We start from the raw sequence: 19,061 nt of genomic DNA on the forward strand, positions 1-19,061 counted from the left end.
GGAAAAAGGCCGACGAGCGGTGTTCGATCCGTCCTGCCCAGGCTGTGTCCTGTCGTCACTGCCCGCGGCGGGAGCTCGTGGGGGAAGGAGATGTTCGCCATGGTCCTCAGGTCCAACTCGCCGACCCCGGGCGGTTCCACGTGAGCCGTCGTGTGGTCATCACCGGGATCGGAGTCAGGGCCGCCGACAGCGGCAGCAGAGCGGAGTTCTGGAGCCTGCTGACATCGGGGCGCTCGGCCACCCGAAGGATCTCCTTCTTCGATCCGTCCCCCTACCGCTCGCAGATGGCCGGTGAAGCCGATTTCGACCCGCTCGCCGAGGGGTTGACGCCTGCTGAGATCCAACGCATGGACCGGGCCGCCCAGTTCGCGGTCGTCTGCGCCCGGGAGGCCGTCGCCGACAGTGGCATGGACTTCTCCGCCCTCGACCTCACCCGCGTCGGGGTGAGCCTGGGCAGCGCCGTCGCCGCAGCCACCAGCCTCGAGCAGCAGTACCTTGCCGTATCGGCGGGGGGTCGCGACTGGCTGGTCGATCACACCCGAGTGTCCCCGAACATGGCGGACTACCTCATCCCCAGCGTCATGCCCGCGGAAGTGGCCTGGACGGTGGCGGCCCAGGGCCCGGTGACCATGATCTCGAACGGCTGCACCTCGGGCCTCGACTCGGTCGGTCACGCCTGTCGGCTGCTGCGGGAAGGCAGCGCCGACGTGATGCTGGCCGGGGCCTCGGACACCCCGATCACCCCGATCGTGGTCGCCTGCTTCGACGCGATCCGGGCGACCAGCCCGCGCAACGACGATCCTGAGCACGCCTCCAGGCCCTTCGACGCCTCGCGCAACGGCTTCGTCCTGGCCGAGGGCGCCGCGATGTTCGTCCTGGAGGAGTACGAGCACGCCCGGCGCAGGGACGCCCACATCTACGCGGAGATCTCCGGCTATGCGAGCCGCTGCAACGCCTACCACATGACCGGCCTGAAGGCCGACGGCCGGGAGATGGCCGAGGCGATCAGGGTGGCGCTGGCGGAGGCCAGGACGGATCCGTCCGCCGTGGACTACATCAACGCCCATGGCTCCGGCACCAAGCAGAACGACCGGCACGAGACGGCCGCGTACAAGCGCAGCCTCGGCGAGCACGCCTACTCCACTCCCGTCAGCTCCATCAAGTCGATGGTCGGTCACTCCCTGGGGGCGATCGGGTCCATCGAGATCGCGGCGTCCGCCCTGGCCATTGAGCACGACGTGGTGCCACCGACCGCCAACCTGCACCAGTCCGACCCGGAGTGCGATCTCGACTACGTGCCCCGGACCGCCCGCGAATGCCCGGTGAACACCGCACTCACGGTGGGCAGCGGCTTCGGCGGATTTCAGAGCGCCATGGTGCTCCGCAGCCCGGAAGGAGCTCGCGTATGACGGCCGGCATGGCCACCGGTGCCGGAGGCCGCACCGTGGTGACGGGAATCGGCCTGCTGACGCCCAATGGGTTCGGACTGGAGGAGTTCTGGCAGGCCACGCTCGAGAGGCGCAGCGGCATCGGTCCGCTGACCCGGTTCGACGCGACGCGCTATCCCGCCCGGCTGGCCGGTGAGATCGACGGATTCGACCCGGCTTCGCACCTGCCGGCCCGGCTGCTGCCGCAGACGGATGTGTCCACGCAGCTCGCGCTGGTGGCCTCGGACTGGGCACTCCAGGACGCGAAGGTGGAGTCGGGCGGCTACGCCGACTACGACATGGGTGTCGTGACCGCCAACGCCTGCGGCGGATTCGCCTTCACCCACAGGGAGTTCCACAAGCTGTGGTCCCAGGGCCCGGACTCGGTCAGCGTCTACGAGTCGTTCGCCTGGTTCTACGCGGTGAACACGGGCCAGATCTCCATCCGTAACGGCCTGCGCGGGCCGAGCAGCGCGCTCGTCGCCGATCAGGCCGGAGGGCTGGACGCGGTCGGTCATGCCCGTCGGACCGTACGCGCCGGGACGCCCCTGGTGGTCACCGGGGGCGTGGACTCCGCACTCGACCCATGGGGCTGGGTGTCCCAGCTTGCCGATGGCCGGGTCAGTCACGCCGTCGACCCCGAACACGCCTACCTCCCCTTCGACACCCACGCCTGCGGTCACGTCCCCGGCGAAGGAGGCGCGCTGTTGGTGCTCGAGGACGCCGACGCGGCGCGGCACCGCGGGGCCCATCAGGTGTACGGGGAGATCGCCGGGTACGGCTCGACGTTCGACCCGCCTCCGGGGTCCGGGCTGCCGTCCGGGCTCGCGAGAGCGGCGGAACTCGCCCTCGCGGACGCCGGGGTGGCAGCGGCCCAGGTGGATGTGGTGTTCGCCGACGGGGCCGGAGTCGGCGAGCTCGACCGGGCGGAGGCCGCGGCGATCAACGCGGTGTTCGGACCGCGGTCCGTGCCCGTCACGGTGCCGAAGGCACTGACCGGCCGGATGCACTCCGGAGCCGGTCCTGTCGACATCTGCGCGGCGCTGCTGTCGATCCGGGACGGTGTGATCCCGCCGACCGGCAAGGTCACTCGAGTGCCGGCCGAATACCGCATTGACCTGGTGCGCGAGGAGCCACGGACGGCGAGGGTCTCCTGCGCGCTGGTACTGGCCCGCGGACGGTGGGGGTTCAATTCCGCCGTCGTGGTCCGCGAGGCCCTGCCTCGCTGAATGTTTCCTGCCCGACGCATTGATCATCAGAGAGACCGACGGAGTTGAACATGTCGACGATCACCATTGATGACCTGAACCGGCTGCTCACCGAGGAAGCAGGTGGGACGGACAACGGCGCACTCACCAGCGAGCTCGTGGACACCGAGTTCGTGGCACTCGGATACGACTCCCTGGCGCTGCTGGGGATCGCCACCCGCATAGGCAAGGAGTTCGGGGTGCACATATCGGACGAGGTGCTGTTCGATCTGGTCACCCCACGTGCTGTGCTCGATCTGGTGAACGGGGTGGCCCGGGAAACCCGCTGACGGCGGCAGGGCGGTGCTGATGGATACGCAGACCGAGCAGGAGACCCTGACCGAGGTCGCCGAGGACGTGTACGCCTATGTACAGCGGCCGGGCGGCTGGTGCGTGAGCAACGCGGGTGCGATCGCGGGCCGCGACGGCGCGGTGATCGTGGACACCTTGGCCACCCAGGCCAGGGCGGAGCGGTTTCGCGCATGTGTCGACCAGTTGGGCGTCGGCGCCCGCAGAACCGTGGTGAACACCCACCACCACGGCGACCACAACTTCGGCAACCAGGCGTTCGGCACATCGGCCGAAGTGATCGCTCACGAGCGGGCGCCGGCGGAACTGATCGACACGGGGCTGGCGCTGACCCGACTGTGGCCGGACGTCGAGTGGGGGGATGTCCGGGTGGCGCGGCCCACGATCACGTTCGCCGACGGCCTGGTGCTCGAAACCGGCGAGCAGCGTGTGGAGTTGCTGTACGTGGGACCGGCGCACACCACCAACGACATCGTGGTGTGGCTGCCTCGGAGCAAGGTGCTGTTCACCGGGGACGTGGTGCTCGCCGACGCCACCCCCTTCGCGTTGATGGGGTCGGTCTCGGGTTCCCTTGAAGCCGTCGAACGGCTGCGCCGGCTCGGTGCGCGGACCGTGGTCTGCGGCCACGGTCCGGTGAAGGGCCCCGAGGTGTTCGACGAGAACGAGGCGTATCTGCGGCGCATCCAGCAGGTCGCGGCCGCGGGCCTGGACGCCGGCTGGAGCCCGCTGCGGGCGGCGCGCGAGGCGGGTCCGGGTGATTTCGCGCATCTCCTGGATCCGGAGCGACTGGTCGGCAATCTGCACCGTGCCTACGCCGAGCTGCGCGGTGGGGAACGCGGTGAGCCGCTGGACGTGCCGTCGGTCTTCGGCGAGATGGTGGAGTACAACGAGGGAGTACTGCCGACCTGTCTGGCCTGACCGGCAGCACCGCAGCACCGCAGCAACAGGGCGTCCCCACAGCCATCGCCGTGAGGACGCCCTTTTGTTGTCCGGTTTTGTTGTGCGGTCAGGCGCTCTGTCGCCAACTGGGCGGTGTCGCCGCGTACTTGGGCAGCCGTTCCAGACGCTGCCAGTTCGCGTACCGAACCGGGCCCACGCCCCGCGTGCGCACATCGGTCGGCACACCGGGGGACAGGCGGAGGGCCAGGACCAGGGCGAGCGCAGCCAGTTCCTCGGCAGTCGGGTCTCCTCGTGCGATGCGTACGATCATGAGGTCGTGCCGCCGTCGACGGTGATGACCTGGCCGGTGATCCACCGGCCCGCGTCACTGACCAGGAACGAGATGACGTCTGCCACGTCCTGGGGCTGGCCCAGGCGTTTGAACGGCGAAGCCTCGGCCATGGCGGCCTGCCGCGCCACCGGCGCCTGACTGAACATTCCGGGGACGGTGGGCCCGACCCGCAGCGCGTTGACGGTGATTCCGCGGGGCCCCAACTCCTGCGCGGCGACGGTGCTGAACAGCTCGAGCGCGGCCTTGCTCGCCGCGTAGGCACCCGAGCCGGCGATGGGGGAGCGCACGAGGGTCGAGGAGATGTTGACGACGCGCCCCCAGTCGGCCAGATGCCTGCTCGCCTCGCGCAGCACGTTCAGGGCGCCGCGCACGTTGACGTCGAAGATCCGGTCGTACAGCGTGTCGTCGAGATCGGCCAGAGGACGCGGCACCGTCGTCCCGGCGTTGTTGATGACGGCGTCCAGCCGCTTGTGGCGAGTCATCACCTGGGAGAAGGCCGCGGTCACCCGCTCAGGAACCTTGACGTCGAACTGCAGGACCTCCGCCGCACCCCCTTCCTTCTCGATGGTGGCCGCCAGCTCCTCGGCGGGTTCGACTCCGGTGTACGCGCCCACGACGACGTAATAGCCGTCGGAGGCCAGCCGTTGGCAGACGGCGCTGCCGATGCCACCGGCGCCGCCGGTCACCAGGGCGACCGGCGTGGTCGGGCGGGTCAGGGACATGGAAGCCTTCTCTCGTCAGGTGGTCATCGGAGCCGTTCGGCGACCCAGTCCGCCGCTTCCAGGCTCCAGGCGTCGATCACGTTCAGGCAGACGTGCGCCTCGTCGGCGTACGTCCGCAACCGGTGCCGTGGCCCCCAGGCCCGGTCGAGGTCCGTGAGCCCGGCGAGCGGGAAGATGTCGTCGAGGGCGCCGTGGATGCTCAGAACCTCGGTTCGGACCGGGCGGCCCGGGTCGAGGGCGAGAGCGTCGAAGCGCGCCTGCATCTCTGGGGCGGCGCGGTCGCCGAAGGCGAATCGGAAGTCGTCCTTCAGACGGCGCGGCAAGCCTTCGTACGGGGCGATGTACGGGCCTCCGGAGGCATTGACGACGCACCGGAAGCGAGCGCCGAGGAACCGAGCCACCCGCAGGGCGAAGTAGCCGCCGAAGCTGATCCCGAAGAAGGCAAGGCGGTCGGCCGCGATCCTGGGGTCCTGGCGCAGCCGCTCCACGAGCGCCTCGACGACGCGCTCCATCTCGATCAGGAGCGGAGTGCGCCCCAGCTGAACGCCCTGCCCCGGGCCGTCGAAGAGCACGGCCGCGATGCCGCGGTCGAGATAGGTCTCCGCGACGGCCAGCACCTCGACCTCGGTCATCGAGTCCAGGCCGTTGGACAGCACCACGCAGGGCAACCGGCCGGGCCCGCGCCGATGGGCGGGCGGCAGGATCAGCCAGTACGGAACGGACGCATAACCGGCGTCCGGAACCGTCAACCAGCCTTCCTCCAGCTCGAGTTCCTCGCCCTCCAGACTGCGCAGAAACAATGTGCGGATCCGCCGGCGCAGGGAATGCTTGCGTTCGGCGTCGTCGAAGTACATGAACTCGGCCCAGTGGTAGCAGCCTGCGGCGACACGGGCGGCACGGGAACGGCCCGCCGCCGTCGACGACGACTCGGCCAGGTCCGCGTAGGTGTCGCCGTGGGCGGTCCAACGGATACGCCACTCCTCCCAGAACGCCGCTGAACCGAGATCGGGGTCGTCGTCGGGGAAGCCGTCCAGGGCCCGGGCGATGTCACCCCACCCGACGCGTGGGGCGTAGCGGGAATGCAGGAACATCAGACGCGGCAGGAAATAGCCGCAGGCGCGGAACAACGACTCGGGCAGGCGGGCCGGCCGAACGGCCGGCGGCACACTAACCATGCCGTGCCCGGGTTCCAGGGGTGCCGTCGAGCAGCCGGGCGCAGGACTCGACCGTCAGCCGGCTGTTGGCGTCGAGCAGGTCGCGCACCCGCTGCTTCTGAGCCCGCAGGTCGTCCGTCCCGAACGCTTTCGCGCAGGCGGCCCGGTCCAGGACGACCGTGTGCCGCGAGACGACCTCGCTGCCGCCGGCCGCCGCCCGCACCTGCCAGTCCCCTTCGTGCCGACGCAGCAGCTCGGGCGGTTCCGGCTGGAAGTAGGTGATCGACAGCCGTTCCTCGTCGCAGTGCCGCACGCTGCGGAAGGTCTCCGCGCCGGCGGGTGTCCGGATGTCCAGCGTGAACTCCTGGTGGCGTCCGTCGTCGTAGCGCAGGTCGAGCCCTTCACAGTGCGGCAGGAACTTCGGCCAGCCGGAGACATCCGCGAGCAGCGCGTGGACCGCGTCCGGGGGATGCGGCACCGAGATGCGGGTGGTGACGGTGGTGAGCGCGTCTGTGCCCTGCTCGGCGTAGGCGCGCAGGGCGACCATCTCGGCCGCCGCGTTGGTCTCGACGAAGTCGCGTACGGCGGCGGCTCGCGCCGTGGTCTCCGCCTCGGACCGGATGCCGCCGACGTCCCCGAGCAGCGTCCAGTGACGGTCCACGGTGAGCAGGCAGTGATCGGAGCCGAGGGGGACGACACGCCACTGCCCGTGCATCGAGGAGACCAACGGCATGGGCACCGGCAGGTGGTAGTCGACCCTGCGGATCGCGTCGTAGGAGCGACGGCGCGTGTCCCAGCTGACCGTCCCGTCGCCCTGCACCGCTTCGATGCGGACCAGTTCGCCGGTGTCGTCCGTGTCGACGGTCGTCACGGCCACACAGGCGTCGAAGATGCGCGGCCAGATGCCGGGGTCGCGGATCAAGGGGTACACGGTGTCCGCAGGGGCCGCGATGACCACCGAGTGCCGGGCATGGCCGTCGCGCTGCGAGGCGGGGGCGGCCGGGCGCTCGGCGGTGGCCTTGATATTGCGGAGTTCCACGGTCGAGTTGGTGTCGATGGCGGTCTCGATGAAGCGCTCCGCCTCGGCGCGGGTGGTCACCGAGTCGACCTGGCCAGTGACGTCCTCGCACAGGTCGTAGGCGTGTTCCAGCAGGAGCAGGCTCTGCTCGTGGTTCACCGGTACGACCCGCCACTCGGTGGTCATGGCGGCGACCAGCTTCATGGGGCGGACCACCTCGGCCCGCACGCCGTACACGTCGGGAAGAAGGTCGCGCCGTGACTGCCAGGTCATCGATTCACCACCGACGCGGGCGCGGATCTCTATGTGCTCGAAATCCGGCTCCGCGGCCAGCACGGTGACCGCTTCACAGGGGTCGAACACCTGCGGCCAGTCGGCCGAGCGACTGATCAACTCGTAGACGCGGTCGGGCGGGGCCGTGCAGAGGACGGAGTGGGACGCGTGATAGCGCATGGGACAGCTCCAGGGGATCTCGCCGCGGGGCGGCGGGCGATGAGGAGGGGCACGGTGCGGTCCGTGCCCCGTCACAGTTCGATCAGTGCGTCGCGTTCGATCTGCCGGGCCACTTCTGACCGCAGGACCTTGTCGTTGCCGCTCCTGGGGAACGGGGCGGTGACGGCGTACAGCAGTTCCGGCCACTTCTCCTGGCTGAGCACACCGGTGAGTGCGGCGGTCACCGCAGCCCGCAGGGCGCTCGGGGTCCGGTCACCCAGCGGCCCCGAGATGCAGGCCACGGGCTGCTCGGCAGGACCGTCGGGAGCGGGCAGCGCGACGAGCACCACGTCCCGCACGCCGGGGAGCGTGCTCAGTACGGACTCGACTTCCTCCGGATAGATACGGTGGCCGTTCGCGCTCATCACCGTGCCGTTGATGCGTCCCTTGAGCAGCAGGTCACCGTCCGGACTCCAGGAGCCGAGGTCTCCGGTGCGCAGCCATGCGCCGGGCCTCGCGACCTCGCCCGAGGCCACGTCGAGATACCCCTCCATGACGGCGTCGCCCCGCAGCAGGACCTCGCCCACCTCGGGCGGATGTCCCTCCAGCGGTTCGAGGCGCACCTCCAGTGTGTCGTCCGGGCGGCCCACGCAGTACGTGCGCTCCATGCGGTGAGGATCTCGGTGACCTGCCTCGTCCAGCCAGCAGAACGGCCCGAACGTCTCGCTCAGGCCGTAGCCCTGGACCCAGTCGCACGGCATGAGCCGACGGCCCTGGGCGAGGACCGGGCGCGGCAGGGCGGTGGCTCCGTAGGCGACGACGCGCAGACAGGACAGATCGGTCCGCTCCGCCTGCGCGGACTCCACGAAACGCCGCATCGCGGCGGGGCGCAGCATGATGTGCGTCGCCCGGTGACCGGCCACCTCGGCGGGCCACCGCGCGGGATCCCGGTCACCCGGCAGGAACAGCCGCGCATCGTGCAGCAACGCCCCGAAGGAGAAGATCACTCCGGTCGTGTTGTTGAGCAGCCCGGACATGAACACCCGGGAACCGGGGCCGAATCGGAGCATCCGGGTGACGCTGCGTATCCGGCGGCACACCAGGGCCTCGGACACGCTGACTGCCTTGGGTGCCCCGGTCGATCCGCTGGTGAACAGCACCAGGAAGTTCTCGACCGGCTGCGGATGGTCGACGCGCACCTCGCCGACGGGAGCGCCCTCGCCGCCCTCGCCGCCGTCGATCTCCGGCGCGAACTCGACCACCCGCGGGCCGAGTTCCGCGAGCGCGCGGACACCGGCGAGCCGCCGGCCGTCGGCGCCTGCCTGCAGCTGGACGACGACGTCGGGGCGGGCGTCGACCACGATGGACCGCCATTCGGGCAGCGCCACGGCGCTGAGGTTGTACGGCATCATGACGCGCAGGCCGAGCGCGCTCGCGGCCGCCAGGAAGACCAGCCCGCGGGCATCGTGGTCGAGCAGCGCGAGCACCCGGTCCCCGGTCGCGACACCTTGCTCGCGCAGCCACGCGACGCAGCGGCCGACCGCGTCCGCGAGCTGCCGGCGGGTGTATGTGCGCCCGGACTCGACCAGCCGGAAGGCCCCGCCGGCCGCCGCGTCGGCGGACAGCAGCATGGTGACCAACTTGTCGGGCGGCGCGGTCCCGCCGCGCGTCCGCCGCGCAGCCGGCGTGCCGAGCGGCCGTTCAGTCACCGCTGACCAGATCGGCCAGACCGAGCAGCGACGAGGAGAGACCGCTCTGCAGATGGGGCCAGATGTCCTTCCCGAAGAACGGCGCCATCTCGCAGTGGATCTCGGCCGTCACTTCGTGGGTGAGCTGTACCCGGCCGTCGAGGGGCTGCATGCGGTGCCGGGTGACGATGTTCCCGAAGGGGAGCACGGTCTCGTCGGAGAACTCCTCGCCCTGGGTCACCGTCCTGAGCACGACCTCCATGGGCTCGCCGCCCTTGGGAGTGAGAGTGAAGGTGTTGCCGGCCTTGAAGTTGCCGTGCAGCCGGGTGCTCTCGATGCCGTCGTCCCAGTTCTTCCAGGCGTTGACGTCCACCCACACCGCCCAGATGTCGTGCGCCTGGGCATGGACCGTCGCGGTGGCGGACGCGACGAACTTCTGCGTGTCAGCCATGGTCGGCCACCTTCTCGGCCGCGGCGGCCCCCAGTGGGGGCGGGAAGAACGTGACGTCCTCGCCGCCGAGCCAATAGTCCCGGGAGTGCGCGCCCACCTCGACCATCACGCCGTTGAGCGACCAGTTCGGCTCGTTCAGGGAGTCGGAGTCGTTCCAGAAGGCGGGGTTGAAGAACTCGAGAATGACGTTGGTGTGCCAGACCAGGCCGAGCTGCGTCAACCGCATCCTGTCCTCGGTCAGTTCCACGAGGCCTTTGCGCTCCAGCCGCTGGAGCTCGTCGGCGAAGTCCTCGCGGAACTCGGTGCCGAACTTGCTGCGGTAGAACGCGTACTCGATCTCGTAGTACAGCAGGGCGAAGATGACGTAGCGCTCGCGCTGGACGCGGGGGGACAGCTCGTCGGTGACGGTGCTGATCAGGAAGTCGCCGCTCTCGACGGTCTCGACGTACTTCTCGACATCGGTCTCCGTGCCCAGCCGGTACCCGTCGAAGTAGCTGTAGGAGCCCGGGCCGACCGCCAGGGTGTCGATGTACACCTTCCAGTTCCAGTGGTTGTACATGTTCTCGTAGCCGGGCTTGCAGAAGTGGTCGACCATGTACATCGAGTAGCCCATCTCCTCGGCTATCTCGACCGCCTCGCTGTACATGGCCTTGACCATGGGGCCTTCGGGGTCCGAGGGGCGTTCGACCTTCCCCTTGGAGATCAGCTTCGCCTGGATCGTCTCCTGGTGGATCCGGTACAGGTAGATCGTGAAGTGCGGTACGTCCAGGGTGGACAGCACCTGAAGGTCGCGGCGCCAGATGTCGATCGTGTGGCCCGGCATGTTGTACATCAGGTCGAGCTGGATGTTGCGGAAGTCCCGTGCCTGGAACTCCTTGATGACCCGGGCGCTGTCCTCGGCCGCGTGCGGGGAGCCGATGATCCCCAGGAGTTCGGGCTGGAAGGACTGCACGCCGAGGCTCAGCCGGTTGATCTGTGACTGGGCGACGTAGTCGATCTTCTCGTCGTCGAAGTCCCTGGCGTTGCCCTCCAGGGTGAACTCGGCGTCGTCCGCGACCTGGAACGTTTCGTAGACGGTGTCGACCAGGCGGCGAAGGTTCTCGGTGCGCAGAATGCTGCCGGTCCCGCCGCCGATGAAGATGTTGCGGATCACGCCGGTGGCGAACTTGGGGTAGCCGCCCCAGCGCCTCAGGTCGGCGAGCAGCGCGTTGACGTACCGCTCCTCGCGGCCGCCCGGATCCTTCTCGGAGAGCAGGCTCGCGAAGTAGGGGCAGGACTTGCAGCGCGTACGGCAGAACGGGATGCCGATGTACAGCACGAAGTCGCTGCCCTGCTGCTGCATGTCGATGTGGCTCTCCAGCCACTCGCGTCCCCCGCTGGTCCGGTGCATCCCCGGGGGGTACAGGATGAACGGGAGGTAGCACTTGTTCGGGTACGGGTCGCCGGCCATGGCGGTCTCCAGCGCTGTCATCAGTCCTCCGGTGCCGTGCTGGTTCCTGGTGCGATCGCCGCCACGATTGCCCCACCCGTTCGAACCTCGGTCTGTCGTCCGCTAGAGGTCCGGCAGTTCCGGCCGACCAGCCCCTCGAGGCCTTCCGGACAGGCTCACTAGCGAACTCCTAGCCATCGTCGACGGGCTTCCCAAGATGACCTGGTCACCCTTCTCTCCGCAGCGCCGACACGAGCACTGCGGAGAGAGGGGACCTGAGATGAGCGAAGACCACCGCGTCGCGTTGGTGACCGGAGCCACCAGCGGAATGGGCCTGGAGATCGCGAGGACCCTGGCTCAGGACGGTGCACGGGTGTTCCTGTGCTCCCGGCGGGAGGAGGCGGTGAACCGGACCGTGAAGGAACTGCGCGACCAGGGACTCGACGTCGACGGCAGTACCTGCGACGTCACCTCCGCCTCCGACGTCGACCGGCTGGTGCGCGCCTGTGTCGACCGTTACGGCCGAATCGAGATCCTGGTCAACAACGCCGGCCGTCCGGGGGGCGGGACGACGGCCGAACTGGACGACGACCTCTGGTACGACGTGATCGGCACCAACCTCAACAGCGTCTTCCTGGTCACCAAACGCGTACTGCGCGATGGAGGCATGACCGACGGGGACTACGGGCGGATCATCAACATCGCCTCGACGGGCGGCAAACAAGGCGTTGTCCACGCGGCCCCCTATTCGGCCTCCAAACACGGTGTCGTGGGATTCAGCAAAGCGCTCGGTCTGGAACTCGCGCAGACCGGTATCACGGTGAACGCGGTCTGTCCCGGGTTCGTCGAGACGCCCATGGCGGAGCGCGTCAGGGAACATTACTCGGTGATCTGGGGTGTCGGCGTGGACGAAGTTCACGACCGCGTTACCGCGCGAGTGCCGATTGGTCGGTACGTGGCGACGGAGGAAGTCGCTGAAATGGTTCGCTACTTGGTGAACCCTCGGGCCGCGGCGATCACGGCGCAGGCTCTGAACGTCTGCGGCGGGCTCGGAAATTACTAAACCTTGGAAGTAGGTGCACCTTGTGAGGGCTAGAATCCTCACGGAACCGAGGCCGGATGGGCTACGGGGGGCTCTGCATGCACTTCAAGGTGTTCGGTCAGGTCGAAGCGTCCAGAGACGGCGAATCGTTCCTGTTGGGAAAATCGAAGGTCGGGCAGATGTTGTCGCTGCTGCTGGCCCGGAGTAATGAAGTCGTGAGCATCGACGCGCTGATCGACGAGTTGTGGGGGGACCGGGTTCCGCGTACCGCGGTGACCACGCTGCAGACCTACGTGTACCACGCCCGCAAGCTCTTCGAGACCGAGCTGCGGGTGGAGCATCCGGAACAACTGCTGGTCACCTGTACCTCCGGTTATCTCATGGCGCTGGCCGATACCGAACTTGATGCGATCTTGTTCGAGGCGCTGATATCCGAAGGGATGTCGTGTTTCAACGACGGGCATGCCGAGGCTGCTCTGGACCACTTTTCGAAGGCATTAAGCCTTTCCCGGAGTCCCGCCTTTCTCGGAATGCCCATGGGGAGATCCCTTGAAATGCATTCCATCTATCTGCAAGAACTTCGGCTCTCCGCGATCAGTGTGCGCGTCGATGCATACAAGAGTCTCGGGCGCCATCGGGAATTGATTCCCGAGCTGCGGTCACTCGTCTCCGAGAACCCGCTCAACGAGAATTTTCACGCCCAGCTCATCGACTCTCTTCATCATTGTGGTCGCAGGGCCGAAGCACTCCAGGCGTACCAGCGCTTGTCGAACGTTCTCGACGTCGAACTCGGCGTACGTCCCTCGCTGCAGCTCCAGGATCTCTATCAGAAGTTGCTGGTCTGATCCAAAGCCGCTGCCACCGCGAAGCCGCTGCCACTTCGAATCCGAACTCTGCTACGGAGAGACGCGCCATGCCATCTGCTGAGCCGACCGTGCCTGGTGTGACGACCGTCCGGCTACCGGCCAGAGCACCCTTCTCCTTCCCGGCCTCCCTTGCCTTCATCAGCTCGTTTCCCGCCATGACAGGCGAGCAAGGTACGGCGGCCGGGGTGCTGACCATGGCGCTCAGGGAGGGCGGCACCACTGTGGGAGCCGCTCTGACCGCCGTACCGGCGGAGCACGCCGTCGACTGCACGCTCTCGGCGGACGTCCCGATCGGCGAGGCCACGGTGGACGCCGTGATGGACCGGCTGGACTTCTACCTCGGGTTGCAGGACGACCTGACCGGCTTCTATCAACTGGCCCGTCAGGACCCGCCCTTCGGACGAGTGCTGGAGCGGCTGCGCGGCTACCACCAGGTCAAGTTCCCCTCACCGTGGGAGCTGCTGTGCTGGGCGATCCTGTGCCAACGGGTCCCCATGCCGGTGGCCAGGCAGATGAAACGGGCGCTGGTCGAGGCGGTCGGCAACCGGATCGCAGTGCGGGGGGAGACCCGGTGGGCCTTCCCGGACGCCGATCAGCTGCGCACCTTCGACGAGGCGGATCTGCGGAGTCTGATCGGCAATGAGCGCAAGGCCGGCTATCTGTACGGCGCGGTGCGTCAGTGGGACGAGCTGGACGAGAAGGTTCTGCGCACGGGGCCGTACGACGGTGTGCGCGAGCAGCTGCTCCGGATTCCTGGGATCGGCCCGTGGTCCGCCTCGTTCCTCCTCGTCCGCGGTCTCGGCCGCACGGAACGGGTCAGCCTCGACAAGGAGATGCTCCGTGCCGCGCGGAGGGTCTACGGACGCACCATGGACGAGCAGGAGTTCCAGCGGCTGGCTGACCACTACGGGACCTGGCAGGGTTACTGGGGACACTACCTCCGGGTCGGAGGCTGACGACCGGTAGCGTCGAGCGGGTTGCGCCCCACCCGCGATGGCCGTCGTCACGAGCCCTTCGGCGAGGGTCCAGACGGTCCAGACGGTCCAGCGTTCGTCGAGGCGGGTGAGCGTCCGACCGAACAGCCTCGGGCCCGGGACCAGGATGCGGGCCGTGAACTGAAGCCGGGGGCGAGGTGGGCTCCGAGGCGGCGTGCGAGCTGCTGGTCGACCGGTTGGTCCGGTGGGCCGGTGGGCCGGGGAGCAAGGAAGCAGGGGCTGCCGGTCGACGCGGACCTGGCCGATGCGGTGCTGGACTACCGGCACCGGGCCACCGCCGACGGCCGGCTGGGGCTCTGGGAGCCGCGAATGGGGAGGAGTTATGGCCGACCACTTGCAGAAACCGCTGCTCAGCGCTCCGACGAAGGCGCAGTCGACTCCGGCGTTCTGGTACGTGAGAAACCGAGCCGGTGCAGCACGACATGACCGTGCGCGGGCCGCCCGGACCGCGCGGGGTGTGGAGGCGCACCCCGTGCGGCGCGAGCATGACCACCCCGGCCGGGTAGACCCCTGGCGGCCCGCCTACTGCTCCGTCTCGCCCGCGAAGCGCAAGGAGATCGAGCGCAGGACGTCCGTGGTGGAGATGTCGGTGCGGCCCTCGTCGTGGACCTCGGCCAGCTGTACGAAGGCGAACGAGAAGCAGTTGGCGATGCTCACGATGGTGGGGCCCAGCTCTTCGGTGACGATGGCAGCGGCTGCCTGACCGCCCGCGTCGGCGGGCAGGTGGATGTGGGGCAGGGTCTCGGCGAGCAGTGCGGAGATGGCGCCGGTGAGAGCGATCTGCTTGCCGGGGTTTTCGCGGACCTGTCGCCGCATCTCGAGTGACTCGGTGAGAATGCCGACGACGCGCTGCATGATCTCTCGCTGATCCATGCGCGCAGCCTAGACGCCCGTCTCCGGCGGCGATGGGCGGTCTCGGCGGCGGCCGCGGAGTCAGTTCTTGACGCTCCCGGCAGTGAGGCCGCCGACGATGAAGCGCTGGAAGACCGCGAAGACGCAGACGACCGGGATGCTGATGAGGGTGGCGGTGGCCATCAGGGCTCCCCACGCGGTGCCGTGCCGGCCCACGAAGGAGTTGAGCAGGACGGTGACGGGCTGCACGGCGGGTTCCGAGGCGAGGGTGAGGCCGAAGACGAACTCGCCCCAGCCGATGAGGAAGGCCAGGCCGGCCACCGCGAACAGGCCGGGCACCATGACCGGCAGGACGACGCGCAGCAGGACGCCCACCGGGCCGCAGCCGTCGACGAGGGCCGCCTCCTCCAGTTCCCGCGGCACACTCCGCAGTACGGGGCGCAGCACGATCACCGCGAAGGGCAGGGTGAGGGTGGTGTCGGCGGCGATCAGACCGAGGTGGGTGTCGTCGAGGCCGGCCCGGCGTTCGAGGATGAACAGCGGGGCCGCGAGCACGATGCTGGGCGGCAGTTGGGCGACGAGCAGGGCGAGCACCATGGTGCCGGAGCCGCGCATCGGGATCCGGGCGAGCGCGTAGGCGAGGGGGACGCCGAGGAGCAGGGTGAGCGCGACCACTCCGCAGGAGATCACCACGCTGTTGAGCAGGGCCCGGGGCAGGGCGTCGACGGCCAGCGCCGTCGAGTAGTTCTCCGTGGTGACCGGTACCGGGAGCCACCGCGGGCTGTCGGCCTGGATCCGGTCCGGCTCGGTCAGGCTGGTGTTGACCATCCAGTAGACCGGCAGGAGGAAGGCGGCGGTGATCAGCGTGGCGACGGCGGTGCGCAGCCAAGGGCGGCGGCCCCGGGTCACGCCGCTTCTCCTTCCCTGCGCAGCCTGTGCACATAGAGCCCGCCCGCGAGCAGGGGGACGAGCAGCAGGAGCAGGCCGGCCGCGGCGCCCTCGCCGAAGCGGAAGAACCTGAAGAAGATCTCGTAGACGTAGAGCGACAGGACGCTGGTGGCGTCGACGGGACCGCCGCCCGTCATCACGAAGATGATGTCGAAGACCTTGAAGGTGTAGACGAGCCCGAGCAGCAGCACGGTCACCGACACGGGCCGCATCAGTGGCAGGGTGATCCAGCGGAAGCGCTGCCAGACGCTCGCGCCGTCGATGGCGGCGGCCTCGTGGAGTTCCGGGTCGATGGTGTGCAGCCCGACCAGGAGCAGCAGCATGTTGAAGGGCACGCCGACCCAGACATTGGCGAAGACGACCCCGGCCAGCGAGGTGCTCGGGTCGGTGAGCCAGTCGTGGGACAGGGCGCCCAGCCCCGTCGCGCGCAACAGGGCGTTGTAGGCGCCCGATTCACCGTCGAGCATCCAGCGGAAGAGGGTGCCGCTGACGACCGGGGGCAGCAGCCAGGCCACCAGCAGCAGCGACCGCAGCAGCCCGTTCAGCGGGAACGGCCGGGCGAACAGCAGGGCCAGGGCGAAGCCGATGACGAACTGGAACAGCAGCGACGCCAGGGTGAAGACGATCGAGAGGCGTACGGCGTGCCAGAAGTCCGGGTCGGCCACGGTGGCCCGGTAGTTGGCGAGGCCGTTGAAGCGTGAGGCGCCGCCGAGCAGAGTGCCCAGGTCGACGTCGTGCACGGACGTCCACACGTTGTAGAGCAGGGGGTACGCCAGGAAGAGCCCGAGGAAGGCGAGGCCGGGGAGGGAGAACAGGTACCCGGCTCGGCGGCGGCGGGAGGAAGGTGAAGAAGGGTGACGCCTCGTGTGACGCCCCCCTTGGCGCTTCCCGTGGTGCTTCCCCACCGGTGGGCGGCGCCTCCTCACTGGCTCCCCAGCGCCTTGTCGATCTTGACGGCCGCGGACTTCGCCGCAGCCGTGGGCGCGGCGGAGTCGGTGAGTACGGCCTGTTCGGCCACGGCGACGGCCTGCGAGGCGTCGGCGTAGTGCGGCCCGTACTGACGCGGACGGGCGACGGACAGCTGGCTGAGGAAGAGCCTGAGGGCCGGGTCGGACGCCCAGGTGCCCGTGTCCGCCAGGTCCTTGCGGGCGGGAAGGTTGCCGAGCGCCACCAGGTACGGCACCAGGACCGACGGACGCTGCGTGTACTCCAGGACCTCCCAGGCCTTGTCCTGGTGCTTGCTGCTCTCCATCACGACCCAGTTCTCACCGCCCAGGCAGGTGGCGGACGTCCGGTCACGGGGCAGGGCGACGACCTCCCACTCCAGGTCGGCCTGCTTGAGGGAGGGCAGCTGCCAGGGGCCGTTGATCTGCATCGCGGCGCGCTGGTTGACGAAGCGGGTGTTGACGTCCTGCTGCGTCCAGCCCACGCACTGCTCGGACAGCGAGCCCTTGGCGACGAGGTCGTCGAGGAAGGACAGCGCGGTCGCGCCGTCCGTGGCGAAGGTGTCCAGGTCGCCGCCGGCCTGCCACAGGAACGGCAGGAACTGGAAGACGCCCTCCTCCGTCCTGATCGCGCTCATCGCCAGGCCGTACCGGTCCCCACGGGTCAGCTTCTGCGCCGCGTCGGCCAGCTCGTCCCACGTGGTCGGCGGCTTCACTCCCGCGGAGTCGAGCATCCTGGTGTTGCAGTACAGGGCGAGGCAGTTGCTGTTGTTGGGGATCCCCAGCGTCTTCCCGTCGACCTGGCAGCCGGCCCAGGGGCCTTCGTAGTACGTGCCCGACTGGCCCCACTCCTCGACCCGGCCGGTGAGATCGGCCAGCAGCCCGCTGCCGCCGAGTGAGTTCATGGCGACGTTGTCGACGATGGCGATGTCCGGGAGGTCACCGGAGACCGCGCCCAGGGTGATCTGACGGTCGAGGTCCGCGAAGGGGAACGTCCGGCGCTCGATCCTCACGTCCGGGACGTTGGACTCGATGTCCTTGACCAGCCGTGCGAAGGCGGGCTGGAAGTTGTCCAGGGTGAAGTAGTCCCACCAGGTGAGGGTGACCGTCCCGCCGCCGCTCTGCCCACCCGAGCCACAGGACGTCAGGACGGACCCGAGGCCGAGGGCGGCGGCTCCCGCTCCGGCGGCGCGCAGGAAACCGCGGCGGTCGACGGCGTACGACATGCTCTGCTCCCAGGGTGTCAGAAGTCGGAATCCGGCAGATCAGGGAAAGCGTCCAGGTCAGGAAAAGCGTCGATGTCCGGGAACTCCCGATCGGGCTCCGAACCGGGCACCGGTCGGCAGGGACCGGTGCTGGCCCGCAGGGAGATCAGGGGTTTCAGCAGGACGTGCCGGGGAGGTGAGTCCGGTGAGGTAAGGCGTCGCATCATCAGGTCGACGGCCACCCGGCTCATCTCCTTGGCGGGGATCTCCGCCGCGGTGAGCTGCGGATCCACCTGCTCCGCCCAGCGCCCGGCCGCCACGCCGACGACCGAGAAGTCGCGCGGCACGGCGCGGCCGTGTCGCGTCAGCCCGCGGTACAGGCCCACCAGGGCCGCCTCGTTCATGGTGACCAGCGAGGTGGTCGCCGGATCGTCCAGCAGGATCTGCTCCAGGACCGCCTCCCCGGCGGCGACGTCGTCGTCGCAGAGATACGCACGGGGGGTCAGGACCTGCTCCGCCATGGCCTTGGTGTAGCCCTCGAGTCCGAGGTGCGCGAAGCCGTAGCCGCTCTGGAAGAGATCTTCGGACCGGTTGACGAAGGCGATCCGGCGGTGGCCCAGATCGGCCAGGTGGTACACGCAGCCGCGCGCCAGCCCCGCGAAGTCCAGATCGACCCAGCCGGTCTCCTCCGCCCGGCTGTTCCTCCCGATGGTGACGAAGGGGAAGCCGGTCCTGGCGAGGTGCTCGACCCGGTCGTCCTCCAGCAGGATCTCCATGACGATCACGCCGTCCACTCGCCGCCCGTCGATCATCCGTCGGAAGGACGGGTCGCTCGCCCGGTCGGCGGGGGAGAGGAGAAGGTCGTAGTCGTATGCGGTGGCGGCCTCGGCCACTCCGCCGATGAAGGTGAGCTGCCCCCCGGTGTAGTCGTGATGGCGTCCTGCCGGGGGATAGACGAGACCGAGGGTGCGTGTGCCGCTTTCTGCGGGGGTCGTCCCTGCCCTCGTGCGTGCGCTGTGTTCCGTCGGGGTCTTCGCCCCCGTGCGTGCTCCGCCTTCCTCCGCGACCCCCGCCCTCGCCCCCACGCGCGTGGCGCCCTCC

At 69.0% G+C, this 19,061-nt stretch carries 19 protein-coding genes; 7 read left to right on the forward strand and 12 right to left on the reverse strand.

All coding sequences use genetic code 11. The features are described from left to right. The first annotated feature begins 77 nt into the window (after positions 1-77). From QFZ76_RS28815 to QFZ76_RS28830, 4 genes are read left to right on the forward strand one after another with little or no spacing between them, the layout of a single operon-like run. Entirely contained in the window at positions 78-1,409 is a 1,332-nt protein-coding gene (locus tag QFZ76_RS28815) for a beta-ketoacyl synthase (RefSeq protein ID WP_307676450.1), read from the forward strand. Next, entirely contained in the window at positions 1,406-2,656 is a 1,251-nt protein-coding gene (locus QFZ76_RS28820; RefSeq protein ID WP_307676451.1) for a ketosynthase chain-length factor, read from the forward strand. Before QFZ76_RS28815 ends, QFZ76_RS28820 begins: the two co-directional genes overlap by 4 nt. Positions 2,657-2,706: 50 nt before the next feature. Beyond that, positions 2,707-2,964: an acyl carrier protein gene (locus tag QFZ76_RS28825; protein WP_307676452.1), complete on the forward strand. Its 258-nt coding sequence runs from the start codon at positions 2,707-2,709 to the stop codon at positions 2,962-2,964. A 19-nt stretch (positions 2,965-2,983) separates the two neighbouring features. Further along, positions 2,984-3,901, forward strand: coding sequence for an MBL fold metallo-hydrolase (locus QFZ76_RS28830; protein ID WP_307676453.1), 918 nt, complete (start codon positions 2,984-2,986; stop codon positions 3,899-3,901). 88 nt (positions 3,902-3,989) lie between these two features. Here QFZ76_RS28830 and QFZ76_RS28835 read toward each other — a convergent pair whose 3' ends face one another. The 7 genes from QFZ76_RS28835 to QFZ76_RS28865 form a co-directional block, all read right to left on the reverse strand. After that, positions 3,990-4,193 (reverse strand): acyl-CoA carboxylase epsilon subunit, encoded by a 204-nt coding sequence (locus tag QFZ76_RS28835; protein WP_307676454.1) that lies wholly within the window; start codon positions 4,191-4,193, stop codon positions 3,990-3,992. Further along, the gene (locus QFZ76_RS28840; protein WP_307676455.1) at positions 4,190-4,936 is read right to left on the reverse strand and encodes an SDR family oxidoreductase; all 747 of its coding nucleotides are present in this window, start codon (positions 4,934-4,936) and stop codon (positions 4,190-4,192) included. Before QFZ76_RS28840 ends, QFZ76_RS28835 begins: the two co-directional genes overlap by 4 nt. 23 nt (positions 4,937-4,959) lie before the next feature. After that, positions 4,960-6,111, reverse strand: a complete 1,152-nt coding sequence (locus tag QFZ76_RS28845) for a S9 family peptidase (protein WP_307676456.1) — start codon at positions 6,109-6,111, stop codon at positions 4,960-4,962. Continuing rightward, complete coding sequence (locus QFZ76_RS28850; protein ID WP_307676457.1) at positions 6,104-7,561, reverse strand: SRPBCC family protein; 1,458 nt, start codon at positions 7,559-7,561, stop codon at positions 6,104-6,106. Before QFZ76_RS28850 ends, QFZ76_RS28845 begins: the two co-directional genes overlap by 8 nt. Positions 7,562-7,632: 71 nt before the next feature. After that, entirely contained in the window at positions 7,633-9,249 is a 1,617-nt protein-coding gene (locus tag QFZ76_RS28855; protein WP_307676458.1) for a class I adenylate-forming enzyme family protein, read from the reverse strand. Beyond that, the gene (locus tag QFZ76_RS28860; protein WP_307676459.1) at positions 9,242-9,679 is read right to left on the reverse strand and encodes an SRPBCC family protein; all 438 of its coding nucleotides are present in this window, start codon (positions 9,677-9,679) and stop codon (positions 9,242-9,244) included. Before QFZ76_RS28860 ends, QFZ76_RS28855 begins: the two co-directional genes overlap by 8 nt. Further along, positions 9,672-11,150, reverse strand: a complete 1,479-nt coding sequence (locus QFZ76_RS28865; RefSeq protein ID WP_307676460.1) for a coproporphyrinogen-III oxidase family protein — start codon at positions 11,148-11,150, stop codon at positions 9,672-9,674. The genes QFZ76_RS28860 and QFZ76_RS28865 overlap by 8 nt, the downstream gene beginning before the upstream one ends. A gap of 238 nt (positions 11,151-11,388) precedes the next feature. Between QFZ76_RS28865 and QFZ76_RS28870 the strand changes: the two genes are divergently transcribed. The 3 genes from QFZ76_RS28870 to QFZ76_RS28880 all read left to right on the forward strand — a co-directional run bounded on the left by QFZ76_RS28870 (position 11,389) and on the right by QFZ76_RS28880 (position 13,972). After that, complete coding sequence (locus QFZ76_RS28870) at positions 11,389-12,171, forward strand: SDR family NAD(P)-dependent oxidoreductase (RefSeq protein ID WP_307676461.1); 783 nt, start codon at positions 11,389-11,391, stop codon at positions 12,169-12,171. Between the two features lie 77 nt (positions 12,172-12,248). After that, positions 12,249-12,995: an AfsR/SARP family transcriptional regulator gene (locus tag QFZ76_RS28875; protein WP_307676462.1), complete on the forward strand. Its 747-nt coding sequence runs from the start codon at positions 12,249-12,251 to the stop codon at positions 12,993-12,995. Positions 12,996-13,171: 176 nt separating this feature from the next. Continuing rightward, entirely contained in the window at positions 13,172-13,972 is an 801-nt protein-coding gene (locus QFZ76_RS28880) for a DNA-3-methyladenine glycosylase (protein ID WP_307676463.1), read from the forward strand. Positions 13,973-14,533: 561 nt separating this feature from the next. Here the strand turns inward: QFZ76_RS28880 and QFZ76_RS28885 are convergent. The 5 genes from QFZ76_RS28885 to QFZ76_RS28905 are packed head-to-tail and all read right to left on the reverse strand — an operon-like array spanning position 14,534 to position 19,045. Further along, a complete protein-coding gene (locus QFZ76_RS28885; protein WP_266435858.1) occupies positions 14,534-14,884 on the reverse strand; it encodes a hypothetical protein in 351 nt (116 codons plus the stop codon). 60 nt (positions 14,885-14,944) lie between these two features. Next, a complete protein-coding gene (locus QFZ76_RS28890; RefSeq protein ID WP_307676464.1) occupies positions 14,945-15,772 on the reverse strand; it encodes a carbohydrate ABC transporter permease in 828 nt (275 codons plus the stop codon). Further along, positions 15,769-16,716 carry a carbohydrate ABC transporter permease gene (locus QFZ76_RS28895; protein ID WP_307676465.1) on the reverse strand — a complete coding sequence of 316 codons (948 nt, stop codon included), beginning with the start codon at positions 16,714-16,716 and terminating at the stop codon, positions 15,769-15,771. Before QFZ76_RS28895 ends, QFZ76_RS28890 begins: the two co-directional genes overlap by 4 nt. A gap of 17 nt (positions 16,717-16,733) precedes the next feature. Next, positions 16,734-17,981 (reverse strand): sugar ABC transporter substrate-binding protein, encoded by a 1,248-nt coding sequence (locus QFZ76_RS28900; RefSeq protein ID WP_307676466.1) that lies wholly within the window; start codon positions 17,979-17,981, stop codon positions 16,734-16,736. A 17-nt stretch (positions 17,982-17,998) separates the two neighbouring features. After that, a complete protein-coding gene (locus QFZ76_RS28905) occupies positions 17,999-19,045 on the reverse strand; it encodes a LacI family DNA-binding transcriptional regulator (RefSeq protein ID WP_307676467.1) in 1,047 nt (348 codons plus the stop codon). Between the last annotated feature and the right edge of the window lie 16 nt (positions 19,046-19,061).

This window comes from Streptomyces sp. V4I2 (genome assembly GCF_030817655.1).
Taxonomy (GTDB): domain Bacteria; phylum Actinomycetota; class Actinomycetes; order Streptomycetales; family Streptomycetaceae; genus Streptomyces; species Streptomyces plumbiresistens.

What these genes read in the sequence shown, in the direction of transcription:
- QFZ76_RS28820 (WP_307676451.1), top strand. Translation starts at nt 1,406, where the DNA reads ATGACGGCCGGCATGGCCACCGGTGCCGGAGGCCGCACCGTGGTGACG.
- QFZ76_RS28825 (WP_307676452.1), top strand. Translation starts at nt 2,707, where the DNA reads ATGTCGACGATCACCATTGATGACCTGAACCGGCTGCTCACCGAGGAA.
- QFZ76_RS28830 (WP_307676453.1), top strand. Translation starts at nt 2,984, where the DNA reads ATGGATACGCAGACCGAGCAGGAGACCCTGACCGAGGTCGCCGAGGAC.
- QFZ76_RS28835 (WP_307676454.1), bottom strand. Translation starts at nt 4,193, where the DNA reads ATGATCGTACGCATCGCACGAGGAGACCCGACTGCCGAGGAACTGGCT.
- QFZ76_RS28840 (WP_307676455.1), bottom strand. Translation starts at nt 4,936, where the DNA reads ATGTCCCTGACCCGCCCGACCACGCCGGTCGCCCTGGTGACCGGCGGC.
- QFZ76_RS28845 (WP_307676456.1), bottom strand. Translation starts at nt 6,111, where the DNA reads ATGGTTAGTGTGCCGCCGGCCGTTCGGCCGGCCCGCCTGCCCGAGTCG.
- QFZ76_RS28850 (WP_307676457.1), bottom strand. Translation starts at nt 7,561, where the DNA reads ATGCGCTATCACGCGTCCCACTCCGTCCTCTGCACGGCCCCGCCCGAC.
- QFZ76_RS28860 (WP_307676459.1), bottom strand. Translation starts at nt 9,679, where the DNA reads ATGGCTGACACGCAGAAGTTCGTCGCGTCCGCCACCGCGACGGTCCAT.
- QFZ76_RS28865 (WP_307676460.1), bottom strand. Translation starts at nt 11,150, where the DNA reads ATGACAGCGCTGGAGACCGCCATGGCCGGCGACCCGTACCCGAACAAG.
- QFZ76_RS28870 (WP_307676461.1), top strand. Translation starts at nt 11,389, where the DNA reads ATGAGCGAAGACCACCGCGTCGCGTTGGTGACCGGAGCCACCAGCGGA.
- QFZ76_RS28875 (WP_307676462.1), top strand. Translation starts at nt 12,249, where the DNA reads ATGCACTTCAAGGTGTTCGGTCAGGTCGAAGCGTCCAGAGACGGCGAA.
- QFZ76_RS28880 (WP_307676463.1), top strand. Translation starts at nt 13,172, where the DNA reads ATGACAGGCGAGCAAGGTACGGCGGCCGGGGTGCTGACCATGGCGCTC.
- QFZ76_RS28885 (WP_266435858.1), bottom strand. Translation starts at nt 14,884, where the DNA reads ATGGATCAGCGAGAGATCATGCAGCGCGTCGTCGGCATTCTCACCGAG.
- QFZ76_RS28900 (WP_307676466.1), bottom strand. Translation starts at nt 17,981, where the DNA reads ATGTCGTACGCCGTCGACCGCCGCGGTTTCCTGCGCGCCGCCGGAGCG.